This window comes from Variovorax sp. RA8 (assembly GCF_901827175.1).
Taxonomy (GTDB): domain Bacteria; phylum Pseudomonadota; class Gammaproteobacteria; order Burkholderiales; family Burkholderiaceae_C; genus Variovorax.
The window spans coordinates 88740-114791 of record NZ_LR594664.1 but is presented as its reverse complement, the minus strand read 5'-3'; the positions used below and the strand labels follow the sequence as shown (position 1 = coordinate 114791).

Sequence of the window (26052 nt, the reverse complement as noted above, 5' to 3'; positions counted from 1 at the left end):
ATTCTGGGCCGATCGCGGCAAGCGCCAACAACGAGGTCGCTATTGGCGCAGTGGATTCACTTCATCCCTTCCTTGCACGCCTTCACCTGCGTCTCATGGCGGTTCTTGCGCCGCTGGTTCTCGGCAGGCGTGGTCTGCGCGCGGGCCATGGTCCAGCGGCAGCACCAGCGGCTTGGGCGGACATCTCGGGGATCTCGCTCCGGAGACGGGCCGGGTCGCACGGAGGTCGGCCTGCGCGACCTGCTTCGCCTTGCGCGCCTGCTCGATGGCCTGGAGGTCGGGGCCGGCAAGGACCGGCAAGGTGGCCGCCAGCGTGAGGGCGCCGATGAAGGTGATGAGTAGCCTTTTCATGATGAGCTCCTGAAGTTGATCGGTACAAAGCGAGCGCGAGCGATGAAGCTCGCGCTACCGATCAATCCAGCCACCGGCAGTACAGGATGCGCACTGGCAACCGTACAAGCTGGCCTCCCATGTCGAAATTCTCCGCATCGAGCATCGACGGGGCATGAACCCTCCAAATTGGCGCTTCATGCTCCCTGCACTCGCCACTGAAGCCGTGCGACGCTGGTGCCGGAGCGACGTAGCAGCGCGCGCAGGGCATGCGGTCCGAGGCCATCGGCATCGACTCCGAGGCAATGATCGAGATCGCTTGCGGCCCGGCCTGCTGCATCACAGGCATCGACGCCCGCGCTCCCGCGCCGAGCAGCGCCAGGCACAGGAACAGCGCGACGCCAAAGCGTGCACGCCATCGTCGGAGGCATTCAGCTCGTGCCATGGCGCCTTCTCCAGAACGCAAGCCCAGGTGCGCGTTGCTCACGGGGCCGGCGCATCAGCAAGTACGCCGCCGGAATCACGAACATCGACAGCAGCGGCGCAGTGATCATCCCGCCCACCATCGGCGCCGCGATGCGCTGCATCACCTCCGAGCCGGTGCCGCTGCCCCACATGATCGGGAACAGGCCGGCCAGGATGACGGCGACCGTCATCGCCTTGGGCCGCACGCGCAGCACCGCGCCTTCGCGGATGGCTTCCAGCAGGTCGGCGATTTCGGTGCGTCCCTCGTCGATGCGGTCCTGCCAAGCGTGCTTGAGGTACAGCAGCATGATCACGCCGAACTCGGCGGACACGCCGGCGAGTGCAATGAATCCAACCGCCCCGGCGACGGACAGGTTATAGCTGAGCAGGTACAGCAGCCAGATGCCGCCCACCAGCGCGAAGGGCAGTGCGGCCATGATCAGCAGCGCCTCGTCGAAGCGTTTGAAGGTCAGGTACAGCAGCACGAAGATGATCAGGAGCGTAAAGGGAACGACCACCTTCAGCTTCGCGGTGGCGCGCTCCAGAAACTCGAACTGCCCCGACCAGGAGATCGAATAGCCCGGCGGCAGCTTCACCTCTTTCGCGACCACGCGCTGCATGTCCTGCACCGCCGAGCGGAGGTCGCGCCCACGAATGTCCACATACACCCAGCCGGACAGCCGCGCGTTCTCGCTGCGCAGCATCGGCGGGCCGTCGGTGATGCGGATATCCGCCACGTCGGAAAGCACCAGCCGCGCGCCGCGTTCGGTGACGATCGGAAGCGTCCGCAGCTTCTCCAGAGAATCGCGGATCTCGCGCGGGTAGCGCATGTTGATGGGGAAGCGCTGCAGGCCTTCGACCGTCTCGCCGATGTTCTCGCCGCCCACCGCCGAGGCGATCACCGACTGCACGTCTGCGATGTTCATGCCAAAGCGCGCCGCCTCGTCGCGTTTGATGTTCACATCCACGTAGCGGCCACCGGTGAGGCGCTCGGCCAATGCGCTCGACACGCCTGGCACGTTCTTGAGCGCACGTTCGATCTCACCCGTCAAGCGGTCGATCGTGACGAGGTCAGTGCCTGCGACCTTCACGCCGACAGGGCTCTTGATGCCCGTGGCCAACATGTCGATGCGGTTGCGGATCGGCGGCACCCAGATGTTGGTCAGGCCCGGCACTTTGACGATGCGGTCGAGCTCCTCGACCAGCTTGTCCTGCGTCATGCCGGCTCGCCACTCGTTCTGCGGCTTGAACTGGATCGTGGTCTCGAACATCTCCATCGGCGCCGGATCAGTGGCCGTCTCCGCGCGCCCGGCCTTGCCGAAGACGCTGGCCACCTCCGGCACGGTCTTGATCAGGCGATCGGTCTGCTGCAGCAGCTCGCCGGCCTTGCCCACCGACAGGCCCGGAAGTGCCGACGGCATGTAGAGCAGGTCGCCCTCGTCCAACCGCGGCATGAACTCGCCGCCGATGTGCTGCAGCGGCCACAGGCTCAGCACCAGAACGATTGCGGCGCCCACCAGCGTCAGCTTCGGCCAGCGCAGCACCGCGTTCAGCAACGGCCGATAGGCCGCGATGAGAAAGCGATTGAGCGGATTGGTCTTCTCGTCGGGAATCTTGCCGCGGATCAGGTAGCCCATCAGCACGGGGATCAGGGTCACCGAAAGGCCGGCCGCGGCCGCCATCGCGTAGGTCTTGGTGAAGGCCAGCGGCGAGAACAGCCGCCCCTCCTGCGCCTCCAGCGTGAACACCGGAATGAAGGACAGCGTGATGATCAGCAGCGAGAAGAACAGCGCCGGCCCCACCTCGGCCGCCGAATCGGCGATCACGCGCCAGTGCGGCTCACCGCGCAATGTCTGGCCCGGATGTTCGTGGTTCCACTGCTCGATGTGCTTGTGGGCGTTCTCGATCATCACGACCGCCGCATCGACCATCGCACCGATGGCGATCGCGATGCCGCCGAGCGACATGATGTTGGCATTGACGCCCTGGTAGTGCATCACGATGAAGGCGGCCAGGATGCCGATCGGCAGCGACACGATGGCAACGAAGGCCGATCGCAGGTGGAACAGGAAGATGAAACACACCACCGCGACGACGAGGAACTCCTCCAGCAGCTTGTGGCTCAGGTTCTGCACCGCGCGCTCGATCAGGCTCGACCGGTCGTAGGTCGGCACGATCTCCACGCCCCGGGGCAGGCTTGCCTGCAGCGTCTTGAGCTTTTCCTTCACCGCGGCAATGGTCTCCAGCGCGTTCTTTCCCGAGCGCATCACGATCACGCCGCCTGCTGCTTCGCCCTCGCCGTCGAGCTCGCCGATGCCGCGGCGCATCTCGGGGCCGACCTGGATGCGTGCCACATCGCCCAGGCGCACCGACACGCCGGCATCGGTCGTCATGAGCGGCACCTTGCGGAAATCATCCAAGCTCTGGAGGTAGCCTGAGGCGCGGACCATGTACTCGGCCTCACCGAGCTCGAGCACCGACCCGCCCGTCTCCTGGTTGGCCTTCTGGATCGCTTCGACGACTTTGGTGTGCGGAATCCTGTAGGCGGCGAGCTTGTCGGGGTCCAGCACGACCTGGTACTGCCGCACCATGCCGCCCACCGAGGCCACCTCGGCAACGTTGGGGACGGTCTTCAACTCGTACTTCAGGAACCAGTCCTGCAGGGCGCGCAGCTGCGAGGCGTCTTGCGTGCCGCTGCGGTCGACCAGCGCGTACTGGTAGATCCAGCCCACGCCGGTGGCGTCGGGGCCGAGCGCAGCCTTCGCGCCGGCCGGCAGGCGCGACTGCACCTGGTTCAGGTATTCGAGCACGCGTGAGCGCGCCCAGTACAGGTCGGTGCCGTCGTCGAACAGCACGTACACGAACGAGTCGCCGAAGAACGAATAGCCGCGCACCGTCCTCGCGCCCGGCACCGACAGCATCGTCGTCGTCAGCGGATAGGTGATCTGGTTCTCGACGATGCGCGGTGCCTGCCCCGGATAGGTCGTGCGGATGATGACCTGCACGTCCGACAGATCCGGCAGCGCGTCGAGTGGCGCCTTCGACACCGAATACACGCCCCAGGCGCTGATCATCAGCGTGGCCAGCAACACCAGGAAGCGGTTGCCGATCGACCATCGAATGAGCCTGGCGATCATTGCTTGCTTCCCGTTGCAGCGGGCGCTGCCGCCTTGGCCTCGGGCGCCATCGGCGTCACCCGGGTGAGCTGCGGCAGGTCGTCCTTGTCCATGAAGAACTCGAAGGTCACACGGTCGCCGGTCTGGACATTGCGCGGTGCGCCGCCCGTGGGCAGCTTGAAGTCCATCGTCATCGGGCCCCACTTCATCGTGGAGATGGGGCCATGCGACAAGGTCATCGCATCCTTGCTCAGGCTTTCCACCTTGCCTTCGCCCACGTGTCTTGGAGCGCTCGCGGCTGCAGCGCCGGAAGGCGCAGCGCCCGATGCCGGCACGCTGTTCAGGCGCGCCTCGACGCCCTTGAGGCTGGCCTCCGAGTCGATCAGGAACTGGGAAGACACCACCACGCGCTGGCCGGCCTGCAGGCCGCCCTTGACCTCGGTCTGGCCGCCGCTCTCGATGCCGATCTCGACATCCACCGGGCTGAAGCGGCCGTTCTCCTCGGCCAGCATGACGACGGTGCGCTTGCCCGTCTGGATGACGGCCTCGGTCGGAATCAGCAGCACCTTGCCGGCGCGCATGTCCATGAACTGCATCGACACGAACATGCCCGGCACCAGCCGCGCGCCCGGGTTCGCGAGCTCCAGCCGCGCCTTCAGGGTGCGCGTCGCCGGGTTGACGTCGGGGAGGATGGCCTGCACCTTGCCGTCGAAGGTTTCGCCGGGTGCGGCCGGGCTCCTGGCCTGCACCTTGGCGCCTGGTCGCAGCAGAGCCGCCTGGCTTTCCGGCACCTCGGCGTTGGCCCAGACAGTGGAAAGGCCGTTGATGCGAAACAGCGTGGCGCCCGGCATCACCGTCATCCCCTCTCTCGTCGTCAATTCGGTGATGACGCCACCGATCGGCGCAACCAGCGTGATGCGGGGCTGCGTGCGGCCGGTGCGTGCCACGAGTTCGATCTGGCCCTCACTCATACCGACCTGTCGCATGCGCTGGCGAGCACCATCGACCAATGGGGCCAGGTCGGTCCCACGCATGCGCTGAACCGACAGGAACTCCTCCTGGGCTGCAATCCAGTCGGGAACGTAAAGTTCGGCGAGCGGCTGACCCCTGGACACGCGGTCGAGCGTGGCACGCACGTGCAGGCGCTCGACGTAGCCGGTTGCCCGCGCCTGCACGATGACCTGGTCGCGCTCGTTGAAGGCGATACTGCCGACCGCGGCGACCTGCGGCGACAGCGTGCCCTCCGACACGACTGCAGTGCGCACGCCCAGGTTTTGCTGGACGCGCGGGCTCACGGTCACGTTGTTCTGGTCGCCGTCGCCACCGGAATAGACCGGCGACATCATCATGTCCATGAAAGGCGACTTGGCCGGCTTGTCGAACTTGTTTCCCGGCACCATGGGGTCGTGGTAGTAGAGGATCTTCTTTCCGTTCGCGGGGTCGGTGTCGCCGGCTTTGAGGCCGGCGGCCATATGGCGCCGAGTGGCGTCCTCGCCCGTCTCGTTGCCCTGTGCTGCCGTTGCCGCGGCAGCCGGCGCGGGCGCCGCACTGCCAGATACGGCGGGCGCTCCCGCCAAGCCCATGCCGCGCTGCATGCCGAGGGTGTACAAGCCGAAGCCCGCCGCGGCGAGGACGCCGGCGGCGATCGATCCGATCAAAAGGGGTTTGAGCTTCATGTTCACTTCTCCGTCGCTTCCGATGCGCGACCCTGCAGAGCCGATCGGCGCTCGATCGGAATCAAGTAGTTGAGTTGCGCCCACAGGCCAGCAGTCTCCATCTCGAGACGAACCCGTTCCATGCGCGTGTCGATCTCCATGCGCCGGGCCTCGAGCACGCTGGTGAGCAGCCCACCTCCCCGATACGCCGCCATCGCGGCGCGCGTGCGCTCTGAGGCAAGTGGGATCAACGTCCTGTCGTATTGAGTCAGGCGGTCCCGGTTGCTCTGCCACTCTTGCAGCCAGCTGCGTGCTTCCGCCAGACGCTCGCGAATGGCTTCCTCGCGCTGGTCGTGTGCCTGATCCGCCAGGGCCAGCTTGGCGGCAAGCTCGCGATCCTGTCGTTTCGCCGGGTCGACTTGCAGCGGGATCGAGACATTGAGCGAGACCATGTTCGAGTAGGCGGAGCCGCGCTGGCTGTACATCAGTTCCACGCTCCAATCGGAGTGCTTGTTGCTTCGGGCCACCTCGGCCTCAGCGCGCGCGACTTCCTCTTGCCTGGCCAGCATGGCGATCTGCGGGTGGTTCGCGATCTGGATGTCGAGGCTGCGTGCATCGAGCTGGACGTCCGCTAGGTCCGGCGGGGCGGCAAGCTCCTGATTGGCGCCATCACCGACCCAGCGCGCAAGCTTCGTTTTGGCCGTCGCGATCTGCCTGTCGGCTTGTCGGATGCGGTCATCGATCTGTGCGACGGCCGAACGCGCGGCGAACGCATCGGCCTGCGAGCCTCGGCCCCCTCGGTAGGCGGCGTCGGCAGCCTCGATCTGAAGGCCTGCTTCGTCACGCTGAGCGACCAGAATGGCACGCACACGTTCCTGGTAGTGGCGGTCCAGCCAGGCGGCTGCAGTGTCCCGCTGCAGACTGGCGAGTGCCACGGCACGTCCTGCTTCGGCCGCCTCGGCCTCTCGTTCGAAGCGAGTCGCCCTGGCTTGGCGCTTGTCGCCGCGCGTGAACTCCTGCATCACGCCAATGGAGCGCATGGTCATGAAATCGCGCGTCAGGCTGAAGCGGTCTTCACCATTGACGGGCAGATTGTTGATTCCGGCCTTGAGCGTTGGATCGGGCAACTGCCCGGCGGCGACCGCCATCTCGCGCGAGGCTGACGCGGCGGCATCCTGTGCAGTGAGTTGACGCGAGCGTTGCTGCGCCAGCTCCACTGCGCGTTCGAGCGTCAGCGCGGGCTCGGCGTACGCGCTCAGGGTTGTGAGGGTCAGGCACAACGCAGTTGCCGCGAGCGACAGGCGAGCTCGCCTTCCTCGTGGTGCAGCCAGGAATGAAACGATGAACATGAAATCTCCAGACAGCGAAACAATGGCTTCGTGTTGCGCCCGGTGCGCCAGCGCGAGCAGAAGCTCACGGGCGCAGGCGAGCACGACCGATGCACCGAGCCGACCCCATTGAGGGGCCGTCAGCGCAACGTCGTCTGAGAGATCAAGTTCGGAAACAGCAGTGCAGGATGGCGTGCGGCGGATCCACCGAAGCCAATGCACTCGACGCAGCGGCCGCAGGGCGCGGCCGCATCGCGACATCGGTCGCGTAGGGGGTGATGAGAAGTGTTGTGAGGAGTACGAAGGGCACCGTCAGCGTCGAGGCGTGATCGCTTTGCTGACTGGTGCGGCAATGCTCCGCACAGAGATTCGGAGAGGACGTGTCGGCCGCTCCGGCCATATCGCCGCACTCTGCGACCTGAGCTCCAGCCTGCTGCGGGTTGCCGCTCGGCTCGCGCAGCGCCTCGCTGCCCGACGACATTTCCATCGTGGTTGCGGCGCTGGACAAAAGCGTGGGGCATGCATAGGCGGCGATCGCCATCTGCGCGAAAATCAGAACGCCAATCAGCGCGCGACCTATTGTTTTGAGGAGTTGACGCTTCACGGAAGCACCTCCGGGGCCGTCGAGCAGGCAAGTGACGATGCCATTCCCCAAGCCAGACAACGAGCCATTGTTGGCAACCGCGCACCCGCACCACGACGTGCATCGTGGCGTGCGTGAGCAATGATCAGGTTGTCACTCATGTAAGGTGAACGTCTGAGCGGACGATGCCCGGACGTCGATAGATTCTAGTACGCCATGCCGCGCATAAGGAAGCGCGGGGCCTCTTCCCGTAGCAGACCTCCAGTCGCAACGAACTTTCACGGAAGCGCGAGCGCCGCACTCCGGCGCAACGGTCGCTACAGTGCGTGGCGGCCCGGGCCGTGACCACCGCCGATGTGCATCAGGACGACAAGCAGCATGATCAGGACGAGCACGGCCGTTCCAACCACGTACGCCCAGCGTGCTGTGCTCGTTCTTGGTTCGCGGTCGGGTTCTACGTAGGCGTTGTCAGGCTGCGACAACATGCGCCGCTCGTACTGCCTGCGCTTCCCATACCGGGTCATGCCCCATGGCTTGTACAGCGACAGTGCCACGGGCGCTAGTAAAACCAGCAGGCCCCCACCGGCATGAACCACGAGTTCCATCCTCGCCGCGCGAAGATCCGCATCGGACAACGTCATCTGTGCCGCTACGCCTGCCACGTAAGCAATCAGCTCCATCTTCAACAATAAGACGATGGTGACAAGAACGGTGAGCAGGAGTTTCACGAGGACCCAATAGTGCCGAAACAAACCCCATGTGGTGCCCAGTGATTGGACAAGCCCTGTGAGCACCGAAGCGAAGGCCTACGGAACGATGACAAACCAGGCGGTCAAATCCATCGCGAGATAGGCGGCACGGACCATCTGGGCATCCCGATTGATCAGACCGGCGACAGCGAGCGCCAGGAAACAAGCGACCGCCCCGAGCAAGCCGACTGAAGAAGTGACATGCGCGGTGAGGACGAATCTGCGCAGGCTCGGTGTCATCGTCATAGCCGGCCGCCGCCTTGCAGTGTTGGAGCTTTCACGCCGGCAGTTTATCGATACATTCCGTCCATATCAATTCATGACGTCTCCTCCTTCGACATTTCTGTCCCGGCACCTATACTGGCGCGGTGCCAAAACTGTGGAACGAGACGATCGAAGTGCACCGCCGTGCCGTACAGGACGCGATCCTGGACACGGCCGCGGCGCTGGTAGCTGGGGACGGACTGCTCTCGGTAACGATGTCCAAGATTGCCGAGAAGACCGGAATCGGCCGAGCGACGCTATACAAGTACTTCCCGAGCGTCGAAGCGATCCTCTTCGCCTGGCACAGGCGTCAGATCGCTCACCATCTCGTACATCTCGCGACGATTCGAGACCAAGCAGGCGGCGCTCGCGAGCGGCTTGAAGCCGTACTCGAGGCCTATGCGCTGATTTCCCATGAGCGCCATGGTCACCACGGCTCCGGCTTCGTTGCACTCCTGCATCGAGACAAGGAAGTGGCCCGAGCACAGCAGCAGCTGCGCGACATGATCAGAGACCTGCTGGCGGATGCCGCGGGGGCCGGCGAGCTCCGCAATGATGTCTCGCCTGACGAGCTCGCGAGCTTCTGTTTGCACTCTCTTGAGGCGGCGAGCAGCATGCGCTCCAAGGCTGCAGTTCACCGGCTCGTCGCGGTCACTTTGGCTGGACTGCGCTCTGTCCAGTGGTTCTCCGCCCGCTGAATTCAACTCTCCACTTGGCGCTTTTCCGAACGCAGCCCGTCAATGACGGCATAAGCGGCAACCGGATCTTGAAGCTCGCGGCCGGTGAATAGCGGAAAAGGACGGACTTAGACGATCAGCGCAAACCGGACTAGCCAAGCCAAGCCCAGTAGGCATGCCACGGAAACCATGGCGGTCGCTGCAAGCTCGGATGCGCCCTCGGCGGGAGCGTCGGTTGGAGGGGCGTGAACTCTGGTCGCCAGATCGCCGGATTCAGTTGCAGATGGCGAGTAGATAGCCGCACCCAACTCGACGGAATCGTACAAGAGACCAAAGTGGTGTCCGTCAACCCCTCACCAGAGCATTTTTGAATCTGCGCATGAACCTCGACGCAAAGAGGCCCGAGATCAGCAGTACAGAGCATCCGACAAGGCGAAGCATGACAGACCTGCCTGCCGCACGGCCGTGGCTATAACGCCGGATCGTCGCTCTGCTTGCGTGATCCCGTCAGTCGCCGTCCGCCGCCGCCTCGCCATTGCTCCCGGTATGGCGCCCTTTGAGCCCGCGCAACGGCTGGTAGTCGCAGATGTTCTTCGTCTTGCAGAGCATCTCCCGCATGTCGTTGATGCCCTCAATCTGCGCATGCTGAATGCCGCTGCAGTAGCGCTGGAGGGCCGCATGCTTGAGGTCCGAGGCGACGAGACAGTCTGTCGCCGCCGTGATTGCGAGGTAGTGGTGGCGGCTCAACACTTCCATCCAAAGATGGTCGAAATCAGCACCTGGCCGTGCTTCCTCCAGTAGGCGGATCTGCCGACGGCCCTGCGGCGTCAACGCCGGTTCATGGTTCGTCCCGTACCACTCCCTCAAAAATCGCTGGGCCGTCATGATTTCTTCTCGCTGCATCCGATTCTCACGCCTCGCCATGGACTTGATTTCATCCATTTGGGCCTTGGCCTGAGTGGGCTGAAAGCCTGGTGTGCCCGAGGTTCCTTCCGCCGAGTTCGAGAGCGTCGGGTCGCGCGTGGGGTCCGTCCCAGCGGCCAACTCAGTCATCCTGAGCGCGGAGAAGTGATGGTCGATGATCGAAGTGAGGAACTCTCGCTCGAACTGGGCAGTCAGCCCTACCCCCGGCGCATCGGCATGCGCCACGGCGGCAGCGGCAAACAGAGTTACCGCGACCGCTGGGATTCTCAAACATGAATCGACAAGGGATCGACGCCGAGGGACGGTGGCTGACTTCTGGTTCATGACTTCTCCTTGGCACAAGTTGGACCGTTGATAGAAAGCCGGGTAAGCGCCTCGGACGGAGAATAGATGTTTGCGCCCCGCCTTAGGCCGGTAGATCAGAAAGTCGCGCGCGACGCATTCTTGTGGGAAAAGAAGCCTTCGTGGCGTCGGTTCGCAGCCAAGGTCCTGCTGAGCTGACGGTTCTACCCCACTCTCATCGGTCTGAGGTCGAACGCTGCAGCCAACTCGCCAACTCGTCACAGGGCTATGCGCCAATAGCCGCCGTCGCTCCGGTCTCTCCACCTCGCGCTTCAAACGATGGCATGGTCTTCCTTGTGCCTGGACCAAGTTGGTGTCGGTGCCCGGTCGCGCAAGCTCACCAGACCTCCACGTGGCGCTGGTGATGACCTTGTTGGGCGGTCCACCCGCACGATCCGCGATGATGGCGACCATCACCAAAAGGACACCTGTGATGACTTGGGAATACCGCCTGGTCGCCATCAACCTGTTTGCGGAGGGCGATCCGCCTTTGGAGTTGCGCAAGGTCTACTACAACGACGACGGCTCACTCCGAGCGCATGTTCCATTCGTCACCCTGGGCGGTGACGACCCAGCCGCGATCTTGGCCGACCTGCGGCTGATGGAGGAAGCGTGCGGCAAGCCGACTATCGACGCGAATGATTTCCCCGAACTGGAGCCGCCGCCGAAGCGGGGCGGGCCCATCACCTTCACTTTGTCCACGCGACTCCGGCCCAAGTCACCGCCCGAGCGCAAGACGCCGGAGTTGCGCGTGGTCCCAAAGACCGACAGCGACGACCCCTGAAGCGAAGTGACGCAACCCCATCAGGCGCGCGGGACGCCGACGAGCTGTAGCGTGATTGCTGCTGCAGCGTCTCTGTTCAGGCACCGAAAGGAGAACAGCAGTTCGCCGTCGACCTTCTTGTCCTTCAGGAGGCTGCACCTTTTGCAGTTGACCCCGTAGAACTTGCGCACGTACCGTTCCATGTCAACAGGCCCGTCGACTGTCTGAATCACGGCGCCGAGGGAGATGCGCAGGTGGAACTCGACCTTTGCCTTGGGTGCGGTCATGCTGTACAGCCTTGGTTTCAGGTGAAGCAGAACGTTCGTATGGCCAGAAGACCTGGGCCTTGGGTAGACGCTGCGTACGAGTCAGACCGCACCGCATCCATACCTCAGGGCGCGGCCAGCCGCTCCATCCAGACCCGCATGTGTTCAACGCATTCCACTTCAGACACTTTGCCATGCTCTGCAGCTCGTGCCGCGGTGTCGACAAAGGCCCGGCGCACAGGGGACAGTCGTTGCGCCGCGCGGGTTGTCAGCGGGGTCCAATCGTCATCGCTGGCTACTTGGGCGGCAGGTCGCTCTGGCAATAGGTTCAAGACCGAGACACCAAGCGCGTCTGCGATGGCGAGCATCGTGCTCACCGGCGGGTCGGAGTTACCTCGCAAAATCCTGCTGATGCTTGACTGCGCGACGCCGCATTTCGTCGCGAGCGACGCCTGGGTCTTCAGCTTTGGATGGGCCTCCATGGCCTCGAGAAGTCTCGCGCCCAAAAGGCCGGTCAATTCTGTGCGGGGTAGCTGTACGGGACGTGGCATCAGAAGGTGACTAGTTGGTTCTCGGATCTGGACGTGGCCAAGCTATGCGGTACCGCGACAACGCGGGTAGTTCGAGCAGCCCCAGAATGAGTTTCCGGCATTCGACCCGCGCTTCGCCGTCCGGCGAACCATCTCCGACGCGCACTGTGGGCAGCTTGGACCTGCATCGGACGTGCCGGCATCCGGTGCAGCCACTGGGCTCGGCTCAGGCGACCGAATCGGAGCTGGATCGCGCCTGGGTTGCGCGTCAGGGCGGCCGGCGGAGGCGCGCGCCTGCCTGATCATCTGAAAGAGCGCTTCGCCCTCGATGAGCTCGATGTGGAATCCCTTCGCGAACACCTTCGCCTCAGCGGTGAACCGTCCTGATGTGACCACGAAACCGCCGTCGGCCTTCTCCGCGGTCATCACGCCGAAGTGCTCTCGAATGACTCCGACGCCGACCTTGAACGAGCGCCACTGTTTGCACTGCACCAAGAACTTCTTGCCGCTCTTGCGCAGCACCAGGTCAATGCCGCCGTCGGCACCGTGGCCGCCCGTTTCCTCGATGCGGTATCCCTTGAGACGGAATGCCTCGCCCACCAGCATCTCAAACTCGCGCCACGTCATCCCCTCCAGAACATCGGCGCCGGCGCCGGCCGCCACATGATCCACCAGGCCCTTGCGTTGCCAACGCCGCAGAGCCGAAAGCGCCGCGCCGGCCAGGCACAGGCCCGGGACCAAGTACTGGCCAGCGGTGACCAGCCCCTTCATCACGGCCGCGCTGGCCATCGCTCGGGGATCCGAGCCAATCGGCGCCACCGCGACCCCGTGCAGCAGCCAGTACGCGACTGCAGCAATGGCGACACCCACCCACCACGGCAGCTTCGCCAACACATCCACAAAGTCCTCTGCTCCGCCTGACCTCTTTCGTCCCACACGAGTCCCTTCGCGCGCCGTAGCGGCGCGGCTCACCCCATCATCGCAGTGGACTTGCCCTGGGGCATACGGCCCAGCGTCAGGCCGCGTGACATTTGCCACGCACCCACGATTGGATGTTCGTGAAATCAGGCCCCGCCGCGCTTCCTTCACGCTCGATCTTCATGAGGCGATCGACAACTTCCTCGACCTTCAGCGGCGGCGCGTCGATCGTGTGAACATCGGCCGCCCTCATTGGCCGTACGACCTGGAAGCTCCAAACTATCGGCTCGCCCTCGCCATCCATGGCGTGGGTGTAAGCCCGGCCTGTGTCATCGACGAGCATCTCCTGATCTTGGATGTACTGCGTCGCACCGTTGGCAAGGTCGACGTAAGGCCTGAGCAGCACTTCCGGGCCGTTGTCCAACATCTTGCTTGTGACCCGTTGACCGTTGCAAACGGTGCTGTCAGCCGCCGCCAGTGCCTTAAACAAGGTGGTCTTGAAACTCATGGAGGCATTGTCCGTCCGGGCCGGTCCGGCTCCTGGGGCCTGCGTCAAATTGCATCCGGGTAAAATGCGGAATGTCCGACACCCAACTTACTCAAGATGGCCTGCACTACGTCAAGAAGGCACCAGGCTCCATCATCACAACGCCGCGCGCCGATGCCATGATGTCGTGCTTCAAGTGTGGGAAGTTTGCCTTCCGCACGGAGATGACTTCGCGGCGCTTCCTTGGCAAGAACCACCTCGTTTGCGCTCCCAAGTGCCCATAGGTGCATATCCCAGACATGCCCAAGAACCACGACCTCTTCGTCAGCTCAGCCTCCATTCTGCGCATGCCGTCCTGGCTTGGCCCCGGCGTCCATGAAGAAAGCGATCTCCCGTTCGAGCCGGGTGACTACAAGATCACGCCTGGCGAGCGCTGGTCCGTCACCGCTCTGAAGACTGGCGAAACTGTCTACTCCGGCATTGGCCCGGTGGAAATTCTCAAGGCATAGGCCGCGCGGCGCCTTGGGGAAGTAACCAACTGGCGCGAACTTCTTGGTTAGGACGGGTCCTGCCGCGTAAGAAGGCTTCGACCGATGCGCGGTAGCGCAAGCACGAACAGAGACTGTTCTTGCGATCACGACACCCGCTCCCCCCTCCTCTTACAGTCGTGATTGCCCTAGCCCTCCGGTGAATCGTTGCCGGAGGGCCTTTTCGCGAGTGTCGCGCTGCCGTACGCCCTGTGGGAGGCGCGCGACAGATCTCGGTTTTTGGGATCAACGTGTGATTTTGCGCGGCGCTTTCACGCTTGCCCGTCTCACAATTTCCGCCTATGAGCACCACTCGCACGCCCCTCTGGTACCGCCACGTTTGGTGGCTGCCTGGTGCCTGCTCGGCGTTCACACTCGCCCTGGTAGTGGCCACGCTGAGGCCGAGCGAACAGAGCATCCTCCTATCGGTCGCGATCCTATGTGCCCTGCCCTGGTCTCTCGCCCTGCTCCTCCTCGACTTCGGTGAAGGGTTCGCCGATCGTGCTGCCCTCGTCGTCTGCATCGGGCTTTGCACGAACGCTGCTCTGCTGTGGTGGTCAACCATCCAGCTGCGTGTCCGTTTCCGGGCCCGACACGCAGATCTGCGCGATGCTGGGGCCTGATCTATCCACTACGAGGCACGCCATGACTTCCGAACGCAAAACAATCGTGTGGGGTCAAGAGGCGGTGGTTGAACACCTCGAGAAGCTCCGCGCAGCCGCAAAGGCCGGATAGCTGGACGACGTTGTCATGGCTCACCGCGTTTTCAGGAGCGACGGCACGTTCCAGGACATCGTCTATGGTGGGACGGAGGACGAACGCCAGGCTGCGCTCGCGAGACTGAGAGCCACTGACGATTGACCGCAGTCGCTGCGCTCTGAAGGACCTGACCTAGCGCGAACCGTGGGCGATTGAGCACAATGCTCGCATGACTGAAACCTGCAGCCACAACCGTACCGCCCCTTGGCGGGAATGAAGATCCGTCCATGCGCACAAGCGATTTCGAAGAGCAGCACTACGGCGCGAGCCCTCTCGCGGTCCATCCGGCCATAGCCATGGCATGGATCAACTACGGCATCGGCGCCTTGGTCATGATCACCTCCGTGTCGAACAGCTATTACGCAGCTGCCGGGATGATTGTTGCGGCATGCGTCGGGTTCGCCCTCAGCGGGCGCCCAGTCGCGGCGATCATCCGCAGATTCACGGGATTGGCACAAGGCGCCTGCTATCCCCTTGGCATTGTTCTCGGCAATGCGTTTGGTCTGGTCGCCGGTGCTTCGTTCGCTTCGTACCTGGGGTAGCAGACGACCTAATGAAGCAGCGCGCCCGCCGGAAGTTGTTTCGGCCACCAGCGGCTCGGCCATCGCCGCTGGCGAAATCGCCTTCGGCAGCCCAAGTCCGCGCAAGGATGCGAAAGATCCTGCGAGAACACAAAGCTCTGTTCGACAGGCTCGCGGAAGCCTAGAGCACGGGCTTGAAGTTGCTGCGGCGTCCTGCTCAGTCGGGTCGAGCGTGAGATAGCGCCGAGGCAAGCATCACCCCACCATGAGCGCCCACGGCCTCGCCGACGATCGACCCTTCAGATGCAAGGTCCATCTCCACCATCGAGCTAATGTATTCGCGCAGCGAAGCGGCGTCGAGCATGCCTGGGTAAGCGTCGGCCACATAGCCGAGCCCCGCAACCATGTCGCCATCGGCGAGTCGATAGAGCAGCAGCATCCAATGGTGGTTATCGAGCATGACGGTCTGCGCAGCGGCAGCGCCGAATGCCGGTGAGGTGGCAATCGCCCTGATCCCGGCAGCGAACGTACTAAGCGTCTCAGGGGAGGACATCGCCCCCTCCCTGCCCGGGCCATCGCGCTGGCTCTTGCCATCGCCGCAGCGGCGTCGGCCGGTTTCCAACAGCGCCCGTCTTGCCTACTTCAGTCCTCACGGACACCAGCTGCGCCGGCGAGATCGCTGCGGCCGCTACCCAAAGGTTGCTCGTGTCGACCAGGTAGACAAACGCGTCCGCGGCCAGGGGCGCTCTCCCCGGATGCAGGTCGAGACCCCAGTTCGGCCTGGCTTCGTGCGCATGCGAAACCACGGCTTTCCAGAACGCCTGCTCCGGCGCCGAGCTGGAGGCGATGCGCCGCAAAAGCGCCTGGGTCTTGAGGGATGACAACTTTAGGTTCCAACGGAGCTGGCCCGCATGGTACCCGCGTGAAGCTCACTTCCAATCGTAGGTCGGCTGGCGCGCGATTCGGCCATCTCAATGCGTTGCCGCGCCCCTATCGCGGGCCGGGCCTGGATCTATAAGCTGTACCAGACATGAAGCTCCTGATCCTCTCAGATCTGCACATCGAGTCCGGCACGTTCCGCGTCCCCAATGTAGATGTCGACGTCGTGGATCTGGCCGGCGACATCGCCGCGTCTGCGGCAAAGGCGCTGAGGTGGGTTAGGCGAGACGGCAACTTTGGCCAGAAGACCCCGCTCGTCTTCGTGCCCGGCAACCACGAGTTCTATGGAGGCGTCCTGCAGACCACCATCGCGGACATGCACCAGGCCGCCGGTGCCTCGAATGCCTACCCACTTGATCGCAGCGAAGTCATTCTCAACGGAGTCCGTTTCCTAGGCGCTACGCTCTGGACGGACTTCGCGCTGGCGATCGAGACAGATGAGGGTCCCGTGAGCGACGCACCGCGCGCCATGGCCACCGCACAGTCGAAGATGAACGACTACCGGAACATCCGTCTCGCCGAGAACATTCGGAGAAGCGGCCATGTCGGCACCGCAGAGCGCCGGAAGCGACTCCTTACCCCGAAAGACACCCTCGCGCTCCATCATGCACAGCGGCGATGGCTGGCGGACAAACTGGCCGAGCGATTCGATGGGCCCACGGTGGTGGTCACGCACCACGCGCCTCACCGCGGTTCACTTCACCCGAAGTTCGCGTCGAACTGGTTGTCCGCAGCGTACGTCAACGCACTGCCTGACAGCTTCTTCGAAGTCCCCGTCCTTTGGGTGCACGGACACATCCACGAGAGCCTGGACTATCGGGTCGGCAACAGCCGTATCGTGTGCAACCGGCGCGGCTATGCAAGTTCTTACAAGCCCGAGGTCAACGCTCGCTTCCAACCTGCCCTGATTGTCGAGGTCTGAGCGTCCGCGCCTTTACTCTGGCGCGGACTATTTTTGTTCATTGACCTAGCGCGTTTCGATGCGCGGTCCGTATGCTGAGATCGCAATGAACTCACTGGCGATCGCTCCCAACCTCCCTACTGCGGACAACCGTTCTCAATCTTGATCTTGCGCGCCGGCCTTCAAGGTTCTTTTCCCGATCCGCAAGGCATTCGCCTGGCGCTTATCGCGTATCGCTTGCAGGTGGGCCTGCCTGAGCAGCTCGAACTGACGCGCTGTCATGCGCGAGCGATCGAAGCCTGCTGGAAGGTCAAAGACGGGCCTGCGCAGATCGATCTTCCCGACCGGTGGAATGTCCTCCTGATGCTGGCCGGCAAGGAACACGGAATCCCACTCTTCTTCCGGGCGCGCGGACCCATCGTCGGTGAAATGGATGATGTTGTGGCATCCCTCGCAGACAGTCGCCAGCATGGCGTCGTTCTTTCCCTCTAGAACGTCGCGCTCGTAGCTTCGGTGGTGCACTAAGCTACCGCGGCCGCCGCAAGACTGGCAGATCCCCTTGTCTCGCGCCAGAACACGTTTCTTGATGCGCCGCCATCGCGGGGAGATCAGATACTGCCCGTGGTAGTCCATGAGCATGACATCGGTGATCCTCCGCGGCCGGGCGGCGGCCAGCGCCTCCAACTCGCGAAACATTGCGGCGAGGTCATCCGATGTCGGATTGGGCGGGGAAACGGCCACGTTCAATGGCATTGGGCGCTCCGTTGGGCGTGCAGCCGAGGCAGAGCCTTGAACGACCTCAGGCCTTCAGCTCTTCAAGCGTCTTGCCGGTTGCAACCGCCTCTTTCAGCCAGCGGGGCTGGGGCCCGCGGCCCGTCCATGCATTTCCCCGACCATCGCGGTACAGAACCGTCGAGGGGCGACGCTTCTTCGCCCCTCCTTTTGTCTTCGGCGTAGCCGCAACGCTACCAGTACGAAACTCCTCGAGCGACTTGCCAGCCGCCAGGGCGTCCCGCAACCAGTGCGGACGCTTCCCCATGCCTGACCACGTGTTTCCATTGCCATCACTGAACTTTGCGGCGCTGCCGGCCTTCCCGACCTTCTTACTGGCAGAGGCCTTGGTGAGAGCCTTTTCGCCAGTGAGACCAAGTTGCTCTGAGGTTAAACCATAGTGTTCAATCGCGACCCTGATTCGTGATACGACGCCCTCGACTTCTCGCTTTCGGAGCGCATCGGCTTCCTTCTGAAGAGCCGAGATCTTCTTTTGAATCTGGGCGTAGGTCTGTGCCATCGGATACCTCTGTGTCGTTCGAACGAAAGCGGTAGCTTAAACGCCTTCCGGCCGAGGCTTATGCAGCGCTCGCCGTCTTATGCAACGCGGGCAATATTTCGATGCGACCTTGACGCGCGCGAACGCGTTTCCCCATACTGATTTTCAGTACTTCTCCTCGGGACTCAAATGAGCAACTTCGCATCTGCAGCAGCACCTTCGAGCGTCACCCCACATCCTCTCAGTGCCGACGAATGGCGCGCGCAGGCGATCCATCTGTTCGGCGCCGATGCCTTGAGGTGGCGCTTCGTGTGTCCGAGCTGCGGTCACGTAGCAGCTGTCGAGGACTGGAAGAACGCGGGCGCCACCCAGTCGCAGGCGGGATTCTCCTGTGTCGGCCGCTACACAGGCGCCGACGACTCGAACACCTTCAAGAAGGCTGGCGGGCCCTGCAACTATGCCGGTGGGGGCCTGATTGGGCTGAACCCGGTCCAGGTCATCGGAGATAGCGGCCGCATCACCCGCATGTTCGCGTTCGCCGATGCTTGATACCGCCCCATTTTCCGACGAGCAATGGTGGAGCATGTGCGACGCGAACATGTCACTGCTCGTCCCTTTCGCAAAGGCCGATCTGCAGCAGCCGTTCGTCTATGAGCGCCGCTACGGCGTCTTCTACGTCCCGTTTGGTCAGCACCAGCACGCAATGAGCGTCCTGCTTGCGTTTCAGCACGGTCTGGACAGGGGTTACCAGGTCGCGGAGCAACTGGGCCTCTGCTTCTCCAATGGCACGGCCGACGAGTGGCTGAAGTCAACGCCAGGTGCCTGCTTCCGCAGCTCGGTCGGCAAGAAGGTCCAGGTGGGATCGCGCGCGTCCCTGAACGCTCTTGAGCGGCGATTGATCGGGAAAGACGTGACCTATGTCTTCGAATGACCGTGCGGTCGCTTCAGCGCCGCTGCACCATCACTATCATGCAACGATGACTCCGTACCCGCTCATCCCAGCCGACGACCACGAATACGGCGCCGCTTGCGACGCGCGCTGGGCGAAGCTGCAAGACGGTCCGATGCTCGATGACAAGCTGCTTCGCATGCGAGCTGTGGCGACAACGCACCGGACCGAAGAACGCGCCAGCGATATACTCGACCGCGCCGACAAGTCCCGCAATGCCCGCAGCAAGATCGAATGGCTCCACAAGGCCATCGACCTCGGGGTCGCCCCGTCCGAAGGATTAGCCGCTTGCCGCAAGGGCTGCGTTCATTGCTGCCACATCTCCGTAGACGTCGGAGAGTCAGAGGCACGTGCCATCCAGAAGGCAAGCGGCCGCCGGCTCAATCTCAAAGCCGGTCTCAACGGAGATGACGCGGAGCAGCGGATCCCAGAACGGCAGCGGCGCGCTCTCGGGGTCTCCTGTGCGTTCCTGGCCAGGGGCGCTTGTTCGATCTATGTGGCGCGTCCGTTCGCCTGTCGAGCTCAAGTCAACGTCGACGAGGACGAGCTGCTCTGCCGGCTGACGACCGCGGAAGATGGCTACATGCCCCGCGTGCCCTACCTGAACACCGAAAAGTACAAGGCTGCCTGCAGCGTGATCCTTGGTAACGGCGAGCGGTTCGCCGACATCCGCGACTGGTTTCCAAACTAGGTCCCGTTGCTACGGGTCAACGAGGTCGTTGTCGCGTCGTCGTCGACGTGACGTCGCGAGTACGACCTGGCGAGGACCTATCGCGTTTCCGACCCGTCCCGTATCTTGGTTGCATGACTTCATGCAACCCTCATCCACACCAGCTCGAGCTGCATTGCCAGCGCTGGAACCGTCGTCGCGCCAGCTACCGACCGGCTGGTGAAGTTTTCGATCCGCGGCGCGCCGGCGTGGAGCGGAGCGAGCGAGCCCCTTGACGAACGCGAGGCGAAGGCCTTCGTCGAAGAAATGCACTACTCCGGCAGCTATCCAGCGGCCAGATGTAGAGCCGGCATTTTCGTGAAGGAGCCGTTCCAACAGGCCCGGCTGCCCGGCGTCGGCGTGTTCAGCGTGCCAATGAATCAGAAGGTGATCCCGGCCTATTTTCAGGACCTTGCGTGAAGCGCGGCCATGTGGGCACGATCTACAAAGCAACCAACGCCGCTTACCGCGGCCTGTCCAGCGCACGCACGCTGTGGCTCGCACCGAATGGCGCCAGCCTCGCAGATCGCCTGCTATCCAAGGTGCGCAACTCCGAGACCGGTGAGCGCTACGCAATGGAGCGTCTCGCGGCTCTGGGGGCGCCGCCGCGGCTGCTTCATGAGGACGGCGCAGCGTATGTGCGGCGGCTCAAGGAAGAGCGCTGGCTGCGGCCGGTACGGCATCCGGGGAACCACGCCTTTACCTGGTGGCTGTAGGCGCAAGGGCGGGCCGTCGCACGGCCTCGCCCTTGAAGCGTCACTGCTTCTGGCTCGGCTGCTGCTGCGTGCCTTGACCAGGTTGCTGGCCGGTCTGCTGCTTGCCAGGATCCTGCTGCTGCTGGCCTGCGCCTTGGCCGGCTTGCCCGGGTTGCTGCGGCTTGCCCGGGTTCTGCTGCTGCTGGCCTGTTCCCTCTCCGCCTTGCCCGGGTTGCTGGGACTTGCCCGGCTCCTGCTGCTGTTGGCCGGGATTCTGGTTGCCGGACTGAGTGCTGTCTTGCCCTTGGTTCATCATTTGCCTCTCGAGTAATCGGAGCAACAACGCTCCGATGGCAAGGTAGGCACCCCAAGCTTCCACGCTGGTAGTCGCAGATCCAGTGGGGGCGTAGGACACCTTTCGTCCTCTCGCCCACCTTGCACTTACGGATTCCCGCCGCGGTCAGTATCTTGAAGTGCATGAATAGCAACGCCCAAGAATTACAAGCCGTCGAGCGCGCCGAGTCCGAGCTGGTCGACGAGAGCGCAACCTTCTTCGCACCCGTCAGCAGCGATATGCTCGATGGGCTACTCGGCCAGTACCAGGCTCACAAGCGCGGCATCGAGCAGCTCGCCGAGGCGCTGCTCGGTGACGAGTTCCGGGCCGCGATGAGCTACTTCCTGGAGGCCAGCGAAGTCCGCGGGGGACACTACCTCTCGCTCAGCTCGCTTGCCAATGTCGACGCCGCGATCGCCGTGCTCGATGCCAGCTACTGGTCAAAGGCACTCGCCCTCACCGACGTCCTGGACTGTATGCCCCAGTCACGCAGGGACGAATGGAACAAAGCGATCTCCGAGCGCAAGACCGTGCCCTTCGCCGAAGAGGCCGTGCGGCCCACGATCGCTGACATGCTCGCCTCGCGCCACAAGTACTTCTGCGAGCGGGTGGACGGCATCTTCCGGGGCCTGTCCGGCACGCACGTAACCAACGAGCCGCAGGGATTCTCTAAGCGGATGATCCTGAGCTATGTCCTGCGCGATGGGTACCCGAACCACAGCCGCGCGGGCCTAATCAACGATCTGCGCTCGGTGATCGGGACCTTCATGGACCGGCCGGGCCTCAAGCACTACGAGACCGGAAACCTTCTTCGCCGCATCGCGGAAAGCCATGCCTGGGGCGAGTGGCACGACATCGATGGTGGCGCGGTGCGCATTCGCATCTACCGCGGGGTGGGTACGGCACACGTCGAGATCCACCCTGACGTGGCGTACCGCCTGAACGGGGTCTTGGCCAGCCTTTATCCGACGGCGATCCCGGCCAAGTTCCGCACGCGTCCGAAGTCGAAATCGAAGACCTTCAAGCTCATGGAGCGCCCGCTGCCGTTCGCAGTGCTGCGCCTGCTGGAGGCTGGCGGCGTGGGCCGACACGAGGCGGCCGGCACCTGGGAATTCTCGTTTTCATACAGCGGCAAGGATGAAGGCAAGCCCGCGGTCCGCGAAACAGAGCGCGTGCTGGAGAGCATCGGGGGCGTGCCTTCGAAGTACGGCTTCATGTTCGACTACAACCCGACCGCCGTGCTCAACACGATCCGGATCTCGGGGTGCATTCCGGATGCCGCGTCCTTCCAGTACTATCCTACGCCGATCACGGTGGCCGAGGCCGCCGACGAGATGCTCGGCGCAGATCAGCCGGGGGACGCCTACCTCGAGCCGAGCGCAGGCATTGGCGGGCTCGCGGCCCTGCTGCCGCGCGATCGGACCACCTGCGTCGAGATCTCCAGCCTAAGGTGCGGCGTGCTGCGCGCCCGCGGCTACCAGGCACAACAGGCGGACTTCATCGAGTGGGCGGCAGCGGCGCGCGCGGGCAGCACCAGGTGGAACAAATGCCTGATGAATCCGCCCTACGCCGACGGCCGCGCCCTGGCGCATCTGCAGGAGGCCTCAACGCTCGTCAGGGCTGGAGGGCGGATCGTCGCCATTCTGCCGGCGTCGATGCGCGGCAAGGATCTGCTCGAGGGCTGGGAGGGGGAATGGTCCAGCGTGTTCTCGAACGAGTTCGCTGGTACCGGGGTAAGCGTGGCGATCTATGCGGCGAGCTGCCCTCGATAGCGAGCCCCTCCAGTTTCAATCACGTGCGTCGACCTTGCTCACGGCCGCGGCCGGCACGCGAGCCGGGATCAGAATTTCGCCCAGCGCCTCCTGCACCCCGTCTCGCTGGGCGACCGCAACCCCGACTAGCATAGAGCGCATGTCCAGATTCGCACCGGCCGAAGACCCTCGTTTCCTTGCGATGCTCGCCCAGAACGGCTACACCCACGTGCGGCGGCTCGGCGAGACGTTCGTCGGCCTGCTGCAGCTCAACTGCACAGTTGGCCTCGTCGTTGGCCTGACCTGGGAGGGACACGATAGGCGGTACTGCTACGAGAGCGCCAAGTACGCGCTGGTGGCGCTTGAGGCCTGGGATGGGCAGGGCCACCCCGGCGGCCCGTGGATCAAGTGCAAGGGAGCCGGGATCGATCTGCTGAATCCCTCCTTCGGCATCGAAGAGGACCCCGTTCAGGCGCGCGGACGCAGCTCCTTGAAATCCCCGTTGATCGGCCGCTGAGCCAACACGTCCAATTCGTCCCAGATTGCGTCGCACAGGCCCGAGCGATATGCCGCCGTCCGAAACGCTTCATGCTCCGAGCGATAGACGCCCAGGAGCCTCTCGTTGCCGTCCTCGACACAAGCCCTCATGTTAGCCAGGCGATCGCAGGGCTTCACGGTGAGGGCGAGCCGACTCGTGGTGCCCGCAAGTCGGGCATAGGCCCTTGCCTTCCTCTCCCCGCGATTGGCGCCTGGCGGATCGCTCAGCGAGTCGATCGCCTCCGTCACCTCATCGCCGAAGCGCTCACGAAGCGCGTCGAGCGACATACCGGCCACGTCCTCCTTCACGTCATGCAGGTACGCGGTCACCTCGGCGTCCTCTCCATAGGTCCGAGCTAGCGCCGCCACCGCATCGAGGTGGTGCACGTATGGGTGAGGACCGTACATCTGGTCGCCGTGGGCCTGGACGGCGAACGCCCGGGCGAGCAAGGCCTTTGAGGAGCGCGAAGCGGCACTGGTCATGCTTTCATTGTCAGGCGGCGGCAACCGACCATATCATTTTCGTTCGCTGTCCTTGCGGGTTCCAGTGCGATTGTGCGATCTTGTTCTGCAGTAACAGCAACTTCGCAGGCCACAATTCGATGCAGCAGCCAGACCTTTTCGAGCCCGTGCTTGCGGCGTATCGCAACGTCCAGATCGACGACGAGGGGATCACCAACGCCGCGCTCTACCAGGCGTTGAACTTGGTTGAAGGCGAGCGCAAGCCGGTTGGCCGCGCACGCGCACCGCACAACCTGGAACACCGGAAGATTCGCTGGCAGCAGCAGACGCTGCGGCGCCTGGGCCTCCTCGAGCGAGTCCCCGGTCAGAGGGGCCGCTGGCGCCTCACGCCAAAGGCGCAGAAGGACGGCGCCCTGACACCAGCCCCCGAGGGCGTAGCCCTCGTCGCCTTCAGCACGGACCTGGGCCTCGCCATCTGGACGCGCACCGAGACGCTTGCGGGCAAGCTCACGGACCAGATCTCCGCGATCATCACCTCGCCGCCGTACCCGCTGCGCGAGGCGCGCGCGTACGGGAACTGCTCTGAGACCGAGTACGTCGACTTCATCTGCGGCGCGCTGGAGCCGCTCCTGAAGAACCTGATCGCCGGGGGCTGCATCGCGCTGAATGTCAGTATCGACATCTTCCTGTCGAAGTCTCCTGCCCGCTCGATGTATGTCGAGAGGCTCACACTGGCGCTGCATACCCGCCTGAATCTGCATCTGATTGATCGCGTGGTTTGGCACAACCCGTCCAAGCTCCTAGGCCCGACCTACTGGGCGTCAATCACCCGCCAGCAGCTCAACGTCGGCTACGAGCCGGTGCTGATCTTCTGCAACGACCCTGTGCGATGCGTCGCCGACAACCGGCGCGTGCTGCAGCCCCATTCGAAGCGCCACGCCCAGCTGCTGGCCGCCGGCGGCGAGGCCCGCACTGCCACTTACGGCGACGGGGCGTTCAAGCTGCGGCCCGGTTCATTTGGCAGCGCCACGGCCGGGAAGATCCCCAAGAACGTGATCTCGATCGCCCATGTCAGTAGGGAGGTCGAGAAGACCCGCAAGCAGGCGAAGGCGCACGGTCTCCCGGTGCACGGCGCCCTGATGCCGGTGAAGCTGGCGAAGCTGCTGGTCGAGTTCCTGACACCGCCCGGTGGCCTGGTGCTCGATCCCTTTGGCGGCTGGGGCTCGACGGCGATGGCCTGCGACGAGGCCGGCTACCGCTGGATAATCCTGGAGATGATGGCCGAGTACGCCGCCGGCGGCGGCCTGCGCATGAGCGATCGCCCGGGCTTCCGTGCCTCATTCGATCTGGAAGGATGGGAGCCGCCTGCCTCAGCGGGTCGCAACTGATGGCGAAACCGCGCAAATGTTCGCGCTCCTCGGGGGTGTTTTCCCGCTGGAAGGGGCGGCCCGGCCAGTTCTACGCGAGACTCCGCACCGGAAAGGACGCGATCGCACCGCACTGGCATCATCCTTCGAGCAGATCGCCTGGACAGAACGCCTCCTTTCACGCCGCAGCAGAGCCGTTGCAGCGAACGTCGGCAACGACACCACATTCAACTTTTGCCGCCCCGGATGCGAGGGGTCAGGAGGGCTTTTTTCGTGGCGATGACGATCTACGCGATCGACGATCATCCGATGCTGTTGGACGCCATCGTCATGGCCATGAAGCGCCTGCGACCACGCGCGAACATAGTCGAGCTGGCCAGCCTCGCCGAACTCGATGCCGCCGTCATCAATCACGGGCCGCCAGACCTGGTCTCGATCGACATCAACCTCCCGGACAACGACTCCCATGCGGGTGTTGCCAAGGTCCGCTCCATGTTCCCCGACGCGCGGATCGCAGTGTTCTCTACGCACCCGGCGAGCGCGATGGAGGAGATCTGCATCAACTCTGGCGCGGACATCTACATCGAGAAGGCGAGCGGCCGCAATGAGTACGTCGCAGCCCTGAAGACCCTTCTGGCCGTGGGACCCCGCTCAGAGGACGACATCTCATCCGGAGCCCCCGCGTTCAAGCTGTCCGAACGCCAGCGCCAGATCGTGCAGTTGATGGATCGGGGCCTCACCAACGCGGAAATGGCGACGGCACTCGGCTTGGAAGCGCCCAGCGTCAAGATCCACCTTTGGCGTCTGTATCAGAAGCTTGGCGTGAATAATCGAGCGCGAGCTCTATTCGTACTTCGCCAGAACCACCTTCTCGACTGAAAGTCGTGGCACCCGCCCTGGGCAAGCGGGGTCAGTTCGAGGCGAATCAGTTGGG

General features: G+C 63.8%; 33 protein-coding genes. 15 read left to right on the top strand and 18 right to left on the bottom strand.

From position 1 onward, the window contains the following. Nucleotides 1-93: 93 nt before the first annotated feature. From E5P3_RS33760 to E5P3_RS36370, 8 genes are all read right to left on the bottom strand, one after another. Nucleotides 94-351, bottom strand: coding sequence for a hypothetical protein (locus tag E5P3_RS33760; protein ID WP_232073632.1), 258 nt, complete (start codon nt 349-351; stop codon nt 94-96). Between the two features lie 61 nt (nt 352-412). Then, nucleotides 413-775: a hypothetical protein gene (locus E5P3_RS33755; RefSeq protein WP_162590407.1), complete on the bottom strand. Its 363-nt coding sequence runs from the start codon at nt 773-775 to the stop codon at nt 413-415. Then, the gene (locus tag E5P3_RS33750; RefSeq protein ID WP_162590406.1) at nt 762-3932 is read right to left on the bottom strand and encodes an efflux RND transporter permease subunit; all 3171 of its coding nucleotides are present in this window, start codon (nt 3930-3932) and stop codon (nt 762-764) included. Before E5P3_RS33750 ends, E5P3_RS33755 begins: the two co-directional genes overlap by 14 nt. Then, nucleotides 3929-5587 (bottom strand): efflux RND transporter periplasmic adaptor subunit, encoded by a 1659-nt coding sequence (locus E5P3_RS33745; protein ID WP_162590405.1) that lies wholly within the window; start codon nt 5585-5587, stop codon nt 3929-3931. The genes E5P3_RS33750 and E5P3_RS33745 overlap by 4 nt, the downstream gene beginning before the upstream one ends. A gap of 2 nt (nt 5588-5589) precedes the next feature. After that, entirely contained in the window at nt 5590-6915 is a 1326-nt protein-coding gene (locus E5P3_RS33740) for a TolC family protein (protein WP_162590652.1), read from the bottom strand. Between the two features lie 142 nt (nt 6916-7057). Beyond that, nucleotides 7058-7498, bottom strand: coding sequence for a hypothetical protein (locus tag E5P3_RS33735; protein ID WP_162590404.1), 441 nt, complete (start codon nt 7496-7498; stop codon nt 7058-7060). 296 nt (nt 7499-7794) lie between these two features. Then, on the bottom strand, nt 7795-8205 hold the full coding sequence (locus E5P3_RS36375) for a hypothetical protein (protein ID WP_332107421.1): 411 nt from the start codon (nt 8203-8205) through the stop codon (nt 7795-7797). 78 nt (nt 8206-8283) lie between these two features. Continuing rightward, the gene (locus E5P3_RS36370) at nt 8284-8472 is read right to left on the bottom strand and encodes a hypothetical protein (protein ID WP_332107420.1); all 189 of its coding nucleotides are present in this window, start codon (nt 8470-8472) and stop codon (nt 8284-8286) included. 122 nt (nt 8473-8594) lie between these two features. Here E5P3_RS36370 and E5P3_RS33725 point away from each other — a divergent pair, with 122 nt between their 5' ends. Continuing rightward, entirely contained in the window at nt 8595-9188 is a 594-nt protein-coding gene (locus E5P3_RS33725) for a TetR/AcrR family transcriptional regulator (RefSeq protein WP_162590403.1), read from the top strand. A 486-nt stretch (nt 9189-9674) separates the two neighbouring features. Here E5P3_RS33725 and E5P3_RS33720 read toward each other — a convergent pair whose 3' ends face one another. Continuing rightward, on the bottom strand, nt 9675-10415 hold the full coding sequence (locus E5P3_RS33720) for a DUF305 domain-containing protein (protein ID WP_162590402.1): 741 nt from the start codon (nt 10413-10415) through the stop codon (nt 9675-9677). A 418-nt stretch (nt 10416-10833) separates the two neighbouring features. On the opposite strand from E5P3_RS33720, the gene E5P3_RS33715 reads away from it, so the two are divergent. After that, on the top strand, nt 10834-11217 hold the full coding sequence (locus E5P3_RS33715) for a hypothetical protein (RefSeq protein WP_162590401.1): 384 nt from the start codon (nt 10834-10836) through the stop codon (nt 11215-11217). Between the two features lie 20 nt (nt 11218-11237). On the opposite strand, the gene E5P3_RS33710 is transcribed toward E5P3_RS33715, so the two are convergent. The 4 genes from E5P3_RS33710 to E5P3_RS33695 all read right to left on the bottom strand — a co-directional run bounded on the left by E5P3_RS33710 (nt 11238) and on the right by E5P3_RS33695 (nt 13418). After that, entirely contained in the window at nt 11238-11483 is a 246-nt protein-coding gene (locus tag E5P3_RS33710) for a hypothetical protein (RefSeq protein ID WP_162590400.1), read from the bottom strand. A gap of 104 nt (nt 11484-11587) precedes the next feature. Further along, on the bottom strand, nt 11588-12013 hold the full coding sequence (locus tag E5P3_RS33705) for a helix-turn-helix domain-containing protein (protein ID WP_162590399.1): 426 nt from the start codon (nt 12011-12013) through the stop codon (nt 11588-11590). 42 nt (nt 12014-12055) lie between these two features. Further along, nucleotides 12056-12928 carry a restriction endonuclease gene (locus E5P3_RS33700; RefSeq protein ID WP_162590651.1) on the bottom strand — a complete coding sequence of 291 codons (873 nt, stop codon included), beginning with the start codon at nt 12926-12928 and terminating at the stop codon, nt 12056-12058. Nucleotides 12929-13007: 79 nt separating this feature from the next. Next, entirely contained in the window at nt 13008-13418 is a 411-nt protein-coding gene (locus E5P3_RS33695) for a hypothetical protein (protein ID WP_162590398.1), read from the bottom strand. A gap of 278 nt (nt 13419-13696) precedes the next feature. Between E5P3_RS33695 and E5P3_RS33690 the strand changes: the two genes are divergently transcribed. Both E5P3_RS33690 and E5P3_RS33685 read left to right on the top strand, forming a co-directional pair. Then, nucleotides 13697-13906 carry a hypothetical protein gene (locus E5P3_RS33690; protein ID WP_162590397.1) on the top strand — a complete coding sequence of 70 codons (210 nt, stop codon included), beginning with the start codon at nt 13697-13699 and terminating at the stop codon, nt 13904-13906. Between the two features lie 1004 nt (nt 13907-14910). Then, on the top strand, nt 14911-15225 hold the full coding sequence (locus E5P3_RS33685; protein WP_162590396.1) for a hypothetical protein: 315 nt from the start codon (nt 14911-14913) through the stop codon (nt 15223-15225). A 196-nt stretch (nt 15226-15421) separates the two neighbouring features. Here E5P3_RS33685 and E5P3_RS33680 read toward each other — a convergent pair whose 3' ends face one another. Continuing rightward, the gene (locus E5P3_RS33680) at nt 15422-15757 is read right to left on the bottom strand and encodes a hypothetical protein (protein WP_162590395.1); all 336 of its coding nucleotides are present in this window, start codon (nt 15755-15757) and stop codon (nt 15422-15424) included. Nucleotides 15758-16234: 477 nt separating this feature from the next. Here E5P3_RS33680 and E5P3_RS33675 point away from each other — a divergent pair, with 477 nt between their 5' ends. After that, the gene (locus E5P3_RS33675; RefSeq protein ID WP_162590394.1) at nt 16235-17065 is read left to right on the top strand and encodes a metallophosphoesterase; all 831 of its coding nucleotides are present in this window, start codon (nt 16235-16237) and stop codon (nt 17063-17065) included. Between the two features lie 135 nt (nt 17066-17200). Here E5P3_RS33675 and E5P3_RS33670 read toward each other — a convergent pair whose 3' ends face one another. Continuing rightward, nucleotides 17201-17797, bottom strand: a complete 597-nt coding sequence (locus tag E5P3_RS33670) for an HNH endonuclease (RefSeq protein WP_162590393.1) — start codon at nt 17795-17797, stop codon at nt 17201-17203. Nucleotides 17798-17843: 46 nt separating this feature from the next. Beyond that, nucleotides 17844-18335 carry an H-NS family nucleoid-associated regulatory protein gene (locus E5P3_RS33665; RefSeq protein ID WP_162590392.1) on the bottom strand — a complete coding sequence of 164 codons (492 nt, stop codon included), beginning with the start codon at nt 18333-18335 and terminating at the stop codon, nt 17844-17846. A 168-nt stretch (nt 18336-18503) separates the two neighbouring features. Here E5P3_RS33665 and E5P3_RS33660 point away from each other — a divergent pair, with 168 nt between their 5' ends. The 7 genes from E5P3_RS33660 (at nt 18504) to E5P3_RS33630 (ending at nt 22773) form a co-directional block, all read left to right on the top strand. Continuing rightward, nucleotides 18504-18863: a VVA0879 family protein gene (locus tag E5P3_RS33660; RefSeq protein WP_162590391.1), complete on the top strand. Its 360-nt coding sequence runs from the start codon at nt 18504-18506 to the stop codon at nt 18861-18863. Further along, on the top strand, nt 18856-19245 hold the full coding sequence (locus E5P3_RS33655; RefSeq protein WP_162590390.1) for a hypothetical protein: 390 nt from the start codon (nt 18856-18858) through the stop codon (nt 19243-19245). The genes E5P3_RS33660 and E5P3_RS33655 overlap by 8 nt, the downstream gene beginning before the upstream one ends. Next, nucleotides 19232-19954 carry a YkgJ family cysteine cluster protein gene (locus E5P3_RS33650; protein WP_162590389.1) on the top strand — a complete coding sequence of 241 codons (723 nt, stop codon included), beginning with the start codon at nt 19232-19234 and terminating at the stop codon, nt 19952-19954. The genes E5P3_RS33655 and E5P3_RS33650 overlap by 14 nt, the downstream gene beginning before the upstream one ends. Nucleotides 19955-20152: 198 nt before the next feature. Then, the gene (locus E5P3_RS33645; protein ID WP_162590388.1) at nt 20153-20392 is read left to right on the top strand and encodes a hypothetical protein; all 240 of its coding nucleotides are present in this window, start codon (nt 20153-20155) and stop codon (nt 20390-20392) included. Beyond that, on the top strand, nt 20389-20688 hold the full coding sequence (locus E5P3_RS33640) for a hypothetical protein (protein WP_162590387.1): 300 nt from the start codon (nt 20389-20391) through the stop codon (nt 20686-20688). Before E5P3_RS33645 ends, E5P3_RS33640 begins: the two co-directional genes overlap by 4 nt. A 73-nt stretch (nt 20689-20761) precedes the next feature. Beyond that, nucleotides 20762-20998, top strand: a complete 237-nt coding sequence (locus tag E5P3_RS33635; protein ID WP_162590386.1) for a hypothetical protein — start codon at nt 20762-20764, stop codon at nt 20996-20998. A gap of 146 nt (nt 20999-21144) precedes the next feature. Next, a complete protein-coding gene (locus tag E5P3_RS33630) occupies nt 21145-22773 on the top strand; it encodes a DUF4942 domain-containing protein (protein ID WP_232073626.1) in 1629 nt (542 codons plus the stop codon). A 15-nt stretch (nt 22774-22788) separates the two neighbouring features. Here the strand turns inward: E5P3_RS33630 and E5P3_RS36285 are convergent, their stop codons facing one another. Continuing rightward, nucleotides 22789-22914 (bottom strand): hypothetical protein, encoded by a 126-nt coding sequence (locus tag E5P3_RS36285; RefSeq protein WP_269474025.1) that lies wholly within the window; start codon nt 22912-22914, stop codon nt 22789-22791. Between E5P3_RS36285 and E5P3_RS33625 the strand changes: the two genes are divergently transcribed. Next, nucleotides 22913-23269 (top strand): hypothetical protein, encoded by a 357-nt coding sequence (locus E5P3_RS33625; RefSeq protein WP_162590385.1) that lies wholly within the window; start codon nt 22913-22915, stop codon nt 23267-23269. The two genes, E5P3_RS36285 and E5P3_RS33625, sit on opposite strands and share 2 nt — an antisense overlap. Here the strand turns inward: E5P3_RS33625 and E5P3_RS33620 are convergent. Continuing rightward, nucleotides 23221-23772 (bottom strand): HD domain-containing protein, encoded by a 552-nt coding sequence (locus tag E5P3_RS33620; RefSeq protein WP_162590384.1) that lies wholly within the window; start codon nt 23770-23772, stop codon nt 23221-23223. The two genes, E5P3_RS33625 and E5P3_RS33620, sit on opposite strands and share 49 nt — an antisense overlap. Nucleotides 23773-23891: 119 nt before the next feature. Here E5P3_RS33620 and E5P3_RS33615 point away from each other — a divergent pair, with 119 nt between their 5' ends. Both E5P3_RS33615 and E5P3_RS33610 read left to right on the top strand, forming a co-directional pair. Then, complete coding sequence (locus E5P3_RS33615; protein ID WP_162590383.1) at nt 23892-25139, top strand: site-specific DNA-methyltransferase; 1248 nt, start codon at nt 23892-23894, stop codon at nt 25137-25139. A 258-nt stretch (nt 25140-25397) separates the two neighbouring features. Beyond that, on the top strand, nt 25398-25997 hold the full coding sequence (locus E5P3_RS33610; RefSeq protein WP_232073662.1) for a LuxR C-terminal-related transcriptional regulator: 600 nt from the start codon (nt 25398-25400) through the stop codon (nt 25995-25997). Nucleotides 25998-26052: the final 55 nt, after the last annotated feature.

Excerpts from the sequence above, each read along its gene's own strand:
- E5P3_RS33685 (WP_162590396.1), top strand. The coding sequence starts at position 14,911 with ATGCGCACAAGCGATTTCGAAGAGCAGCACTACGGCGCGAGCCCTCTC.
- E5P3_RS33630 (WP_232073626.1), top strand. The coding sequence starts at position 21,145 with ATGAATAGCAACGCCCAAGAATTACAAGCCGTCGAGCGCGCCGAGTCC.
- E5P3_RS33755 (WP_162590407.1), bottom strand. The coding sequence starts at position 775 with ATGGCACGAGCTGAATGCCTCCGACGATGGCGTGCACGCTTTGGCGTC.
- E5P3_RS36370 (WP_332107420.1), bottom strand. The coding sequence starts at position 8,472 with ATGACGATGACACCGAGCCTGCGCAGATTCGTCCTCACCGCGCATGTC.
- E5P3_RS33710 (WP_162590400.1), bottom strand. The coding sequence starts at position 11,483 with ATGACCGCACCCAAGGCAAAGGTCGAGTTCCACCTGCGCATCTCCCTC.
- E5P3_RS33680 (WP_162590395.1), bottom strand. The coding sequence starts at position 15,757 with ATGTCCTCCCCTGAGACGCTTAGTACGTTCGCTGCCGGGATCAGGGCG.
- E5P3_RS33610 (WP_232073662.1), top strand. The coding sequence starts at position 25,398 with ATGACGATCTACGCGATCGACGATCATCCGATGCTGTTGGACGCCATC.
- E5P3_RS33695 (WP_162590398.1), bottom strand. The coding sequence starts at position 13,418 with ATGAGTTTCAAGACCACCTTGTTTAAGGCACTGGCGGCGGCTGACAGC.
- E5P3_RS33745 (WP_162590405.1), bottom strand. The coding sequence starts at position 5,587 with ATGAAGCTCAAACCCCTTTTGATCGGATCGATCGCCGCCGGCGTCCTC.
- E5P3_RS33670 (WP_162590393.1), bottom strand. The coding sequence starts at position 17,797 with ATGCCATTGAACGTGGCCGTTTCCCCGCCCAATCCGACATCGGATGAC.
- E5P3_RS33665 (WP_162590392.1), bottom strand. The coding sequence starts at position 18,335 with ATGGCACAGACCTACGCCCAGATTCAAAAGAAGATCTCGGCTCTTCAG.
- E5P3_RS33690 (WP_162590397.1), top strand. The coding sequence starts at position 13,697 with ATGCCCAAGAACCACGACCTCTTCGTCAGCTCAGCCTCCATTCTGCGC.
- E5P3_RS33720 (WP_162590402.1), bottom strand. The coding sequence starts at position 10,415 with ATGAACCAGAAGTCAGCCACCGTCCCTCGGCGTCGATCCCTTGTCGAT.
- E5P3_RS33615 (WP_162590383.1), top strand. The coding sequence starts at position 23,892 with ATGCAGCAGCCAGACCTTTTCGAGCCCGTGCTTGCGGCGTATCGCAAC.
- E5P3_RS33750 (WP_162590406.1), bottom strand. The coding sequence starts at position 3,932 with ATGATCGCCAGGCTCATTCGATGGTCGATCGGCAACCGCTTCCTGGTG.
- E5P3_RS36285 (WP_269474025.1), bottom strand. The coding sequence starts at position 22,914 with ATGCGCTCTATGCTAGTCGGGGTTGCGGTCGCCCAGCGAGACGGGGTG.
- E5P3_RS33760 (WP_232073632.1), bottom strand. The coding sequence starts at position 351 with ATGAAAAGGCTACTCATCACCTTCATCGGCGCCCTCACGCTGGCGGCC.
- E5P3_RS33715 (WP_162590401.1), top strand. The coding sequence starts at position 10,834 with ATGATGGCGACCATCACCAAAAGGACACCTGTGATGACTTGGGAATAC.
- E5P3_RS33705 (WP_162590399.1), bottom strand. The coding sequence starts at position 12,013 with ATGCCACGTCCCGTACAGCTACCCCGCACAGAATTGACCGGCCTTTTG.
- E5P3_RS33740 (WP_162590652.1), bottom strand. The coding sequence starts at position 6,915 with ATGTTCATCGTTTCATTCCTGGCTGCACCACGAGGAAGGCGAGCTCGC.
- E5P3_RS33675 (WP_162590394.1), top strand. The coding sequence starts at position 16,235 with ATGAAGCTCCTGATCCTCTCAGATCTGCACATCGAGTCCGGCACGTTC.
- E5P3_RS33660 (WP_162590391.1), top strand. The coding sequence starts at position 18,504 with ATGAGCAACTTCGCATCTGCAGCAGCACCTTCGAGCGTCACCCCACAT.
- E5P3_RS33655 (WP_162590390.1), top strand. The coding sequence starts at position 18,856 with ATGCTTGATACCGCCCCATTTTCCGACGAGCAATGGTGGAGCATGTGC.
- E5P3_RS33650 (WP_162590389.1), top strand. The coding sequence starts at position 19,232 with ATGTCTTCGAATGACCGTGCGGTCGCTTCAGCGCCGCTGCACCATCAC.
- E5P3_RS33620 (WP_162590384.1), bottom strand. The coding sequence starts at position 23,772 with ATGACCAGTGCCGCTTCGCGCTCCTCAAAGGCCTTGCTCGCCCGGGCG.
- E5P3_RS33625 (WP_162590385.1), top strand. The coding sequence starts at position 22,913 with ATGTCCAGATTCGCACCGGCCGAAGACCCTCGTTTCCTTGCGATGCTC.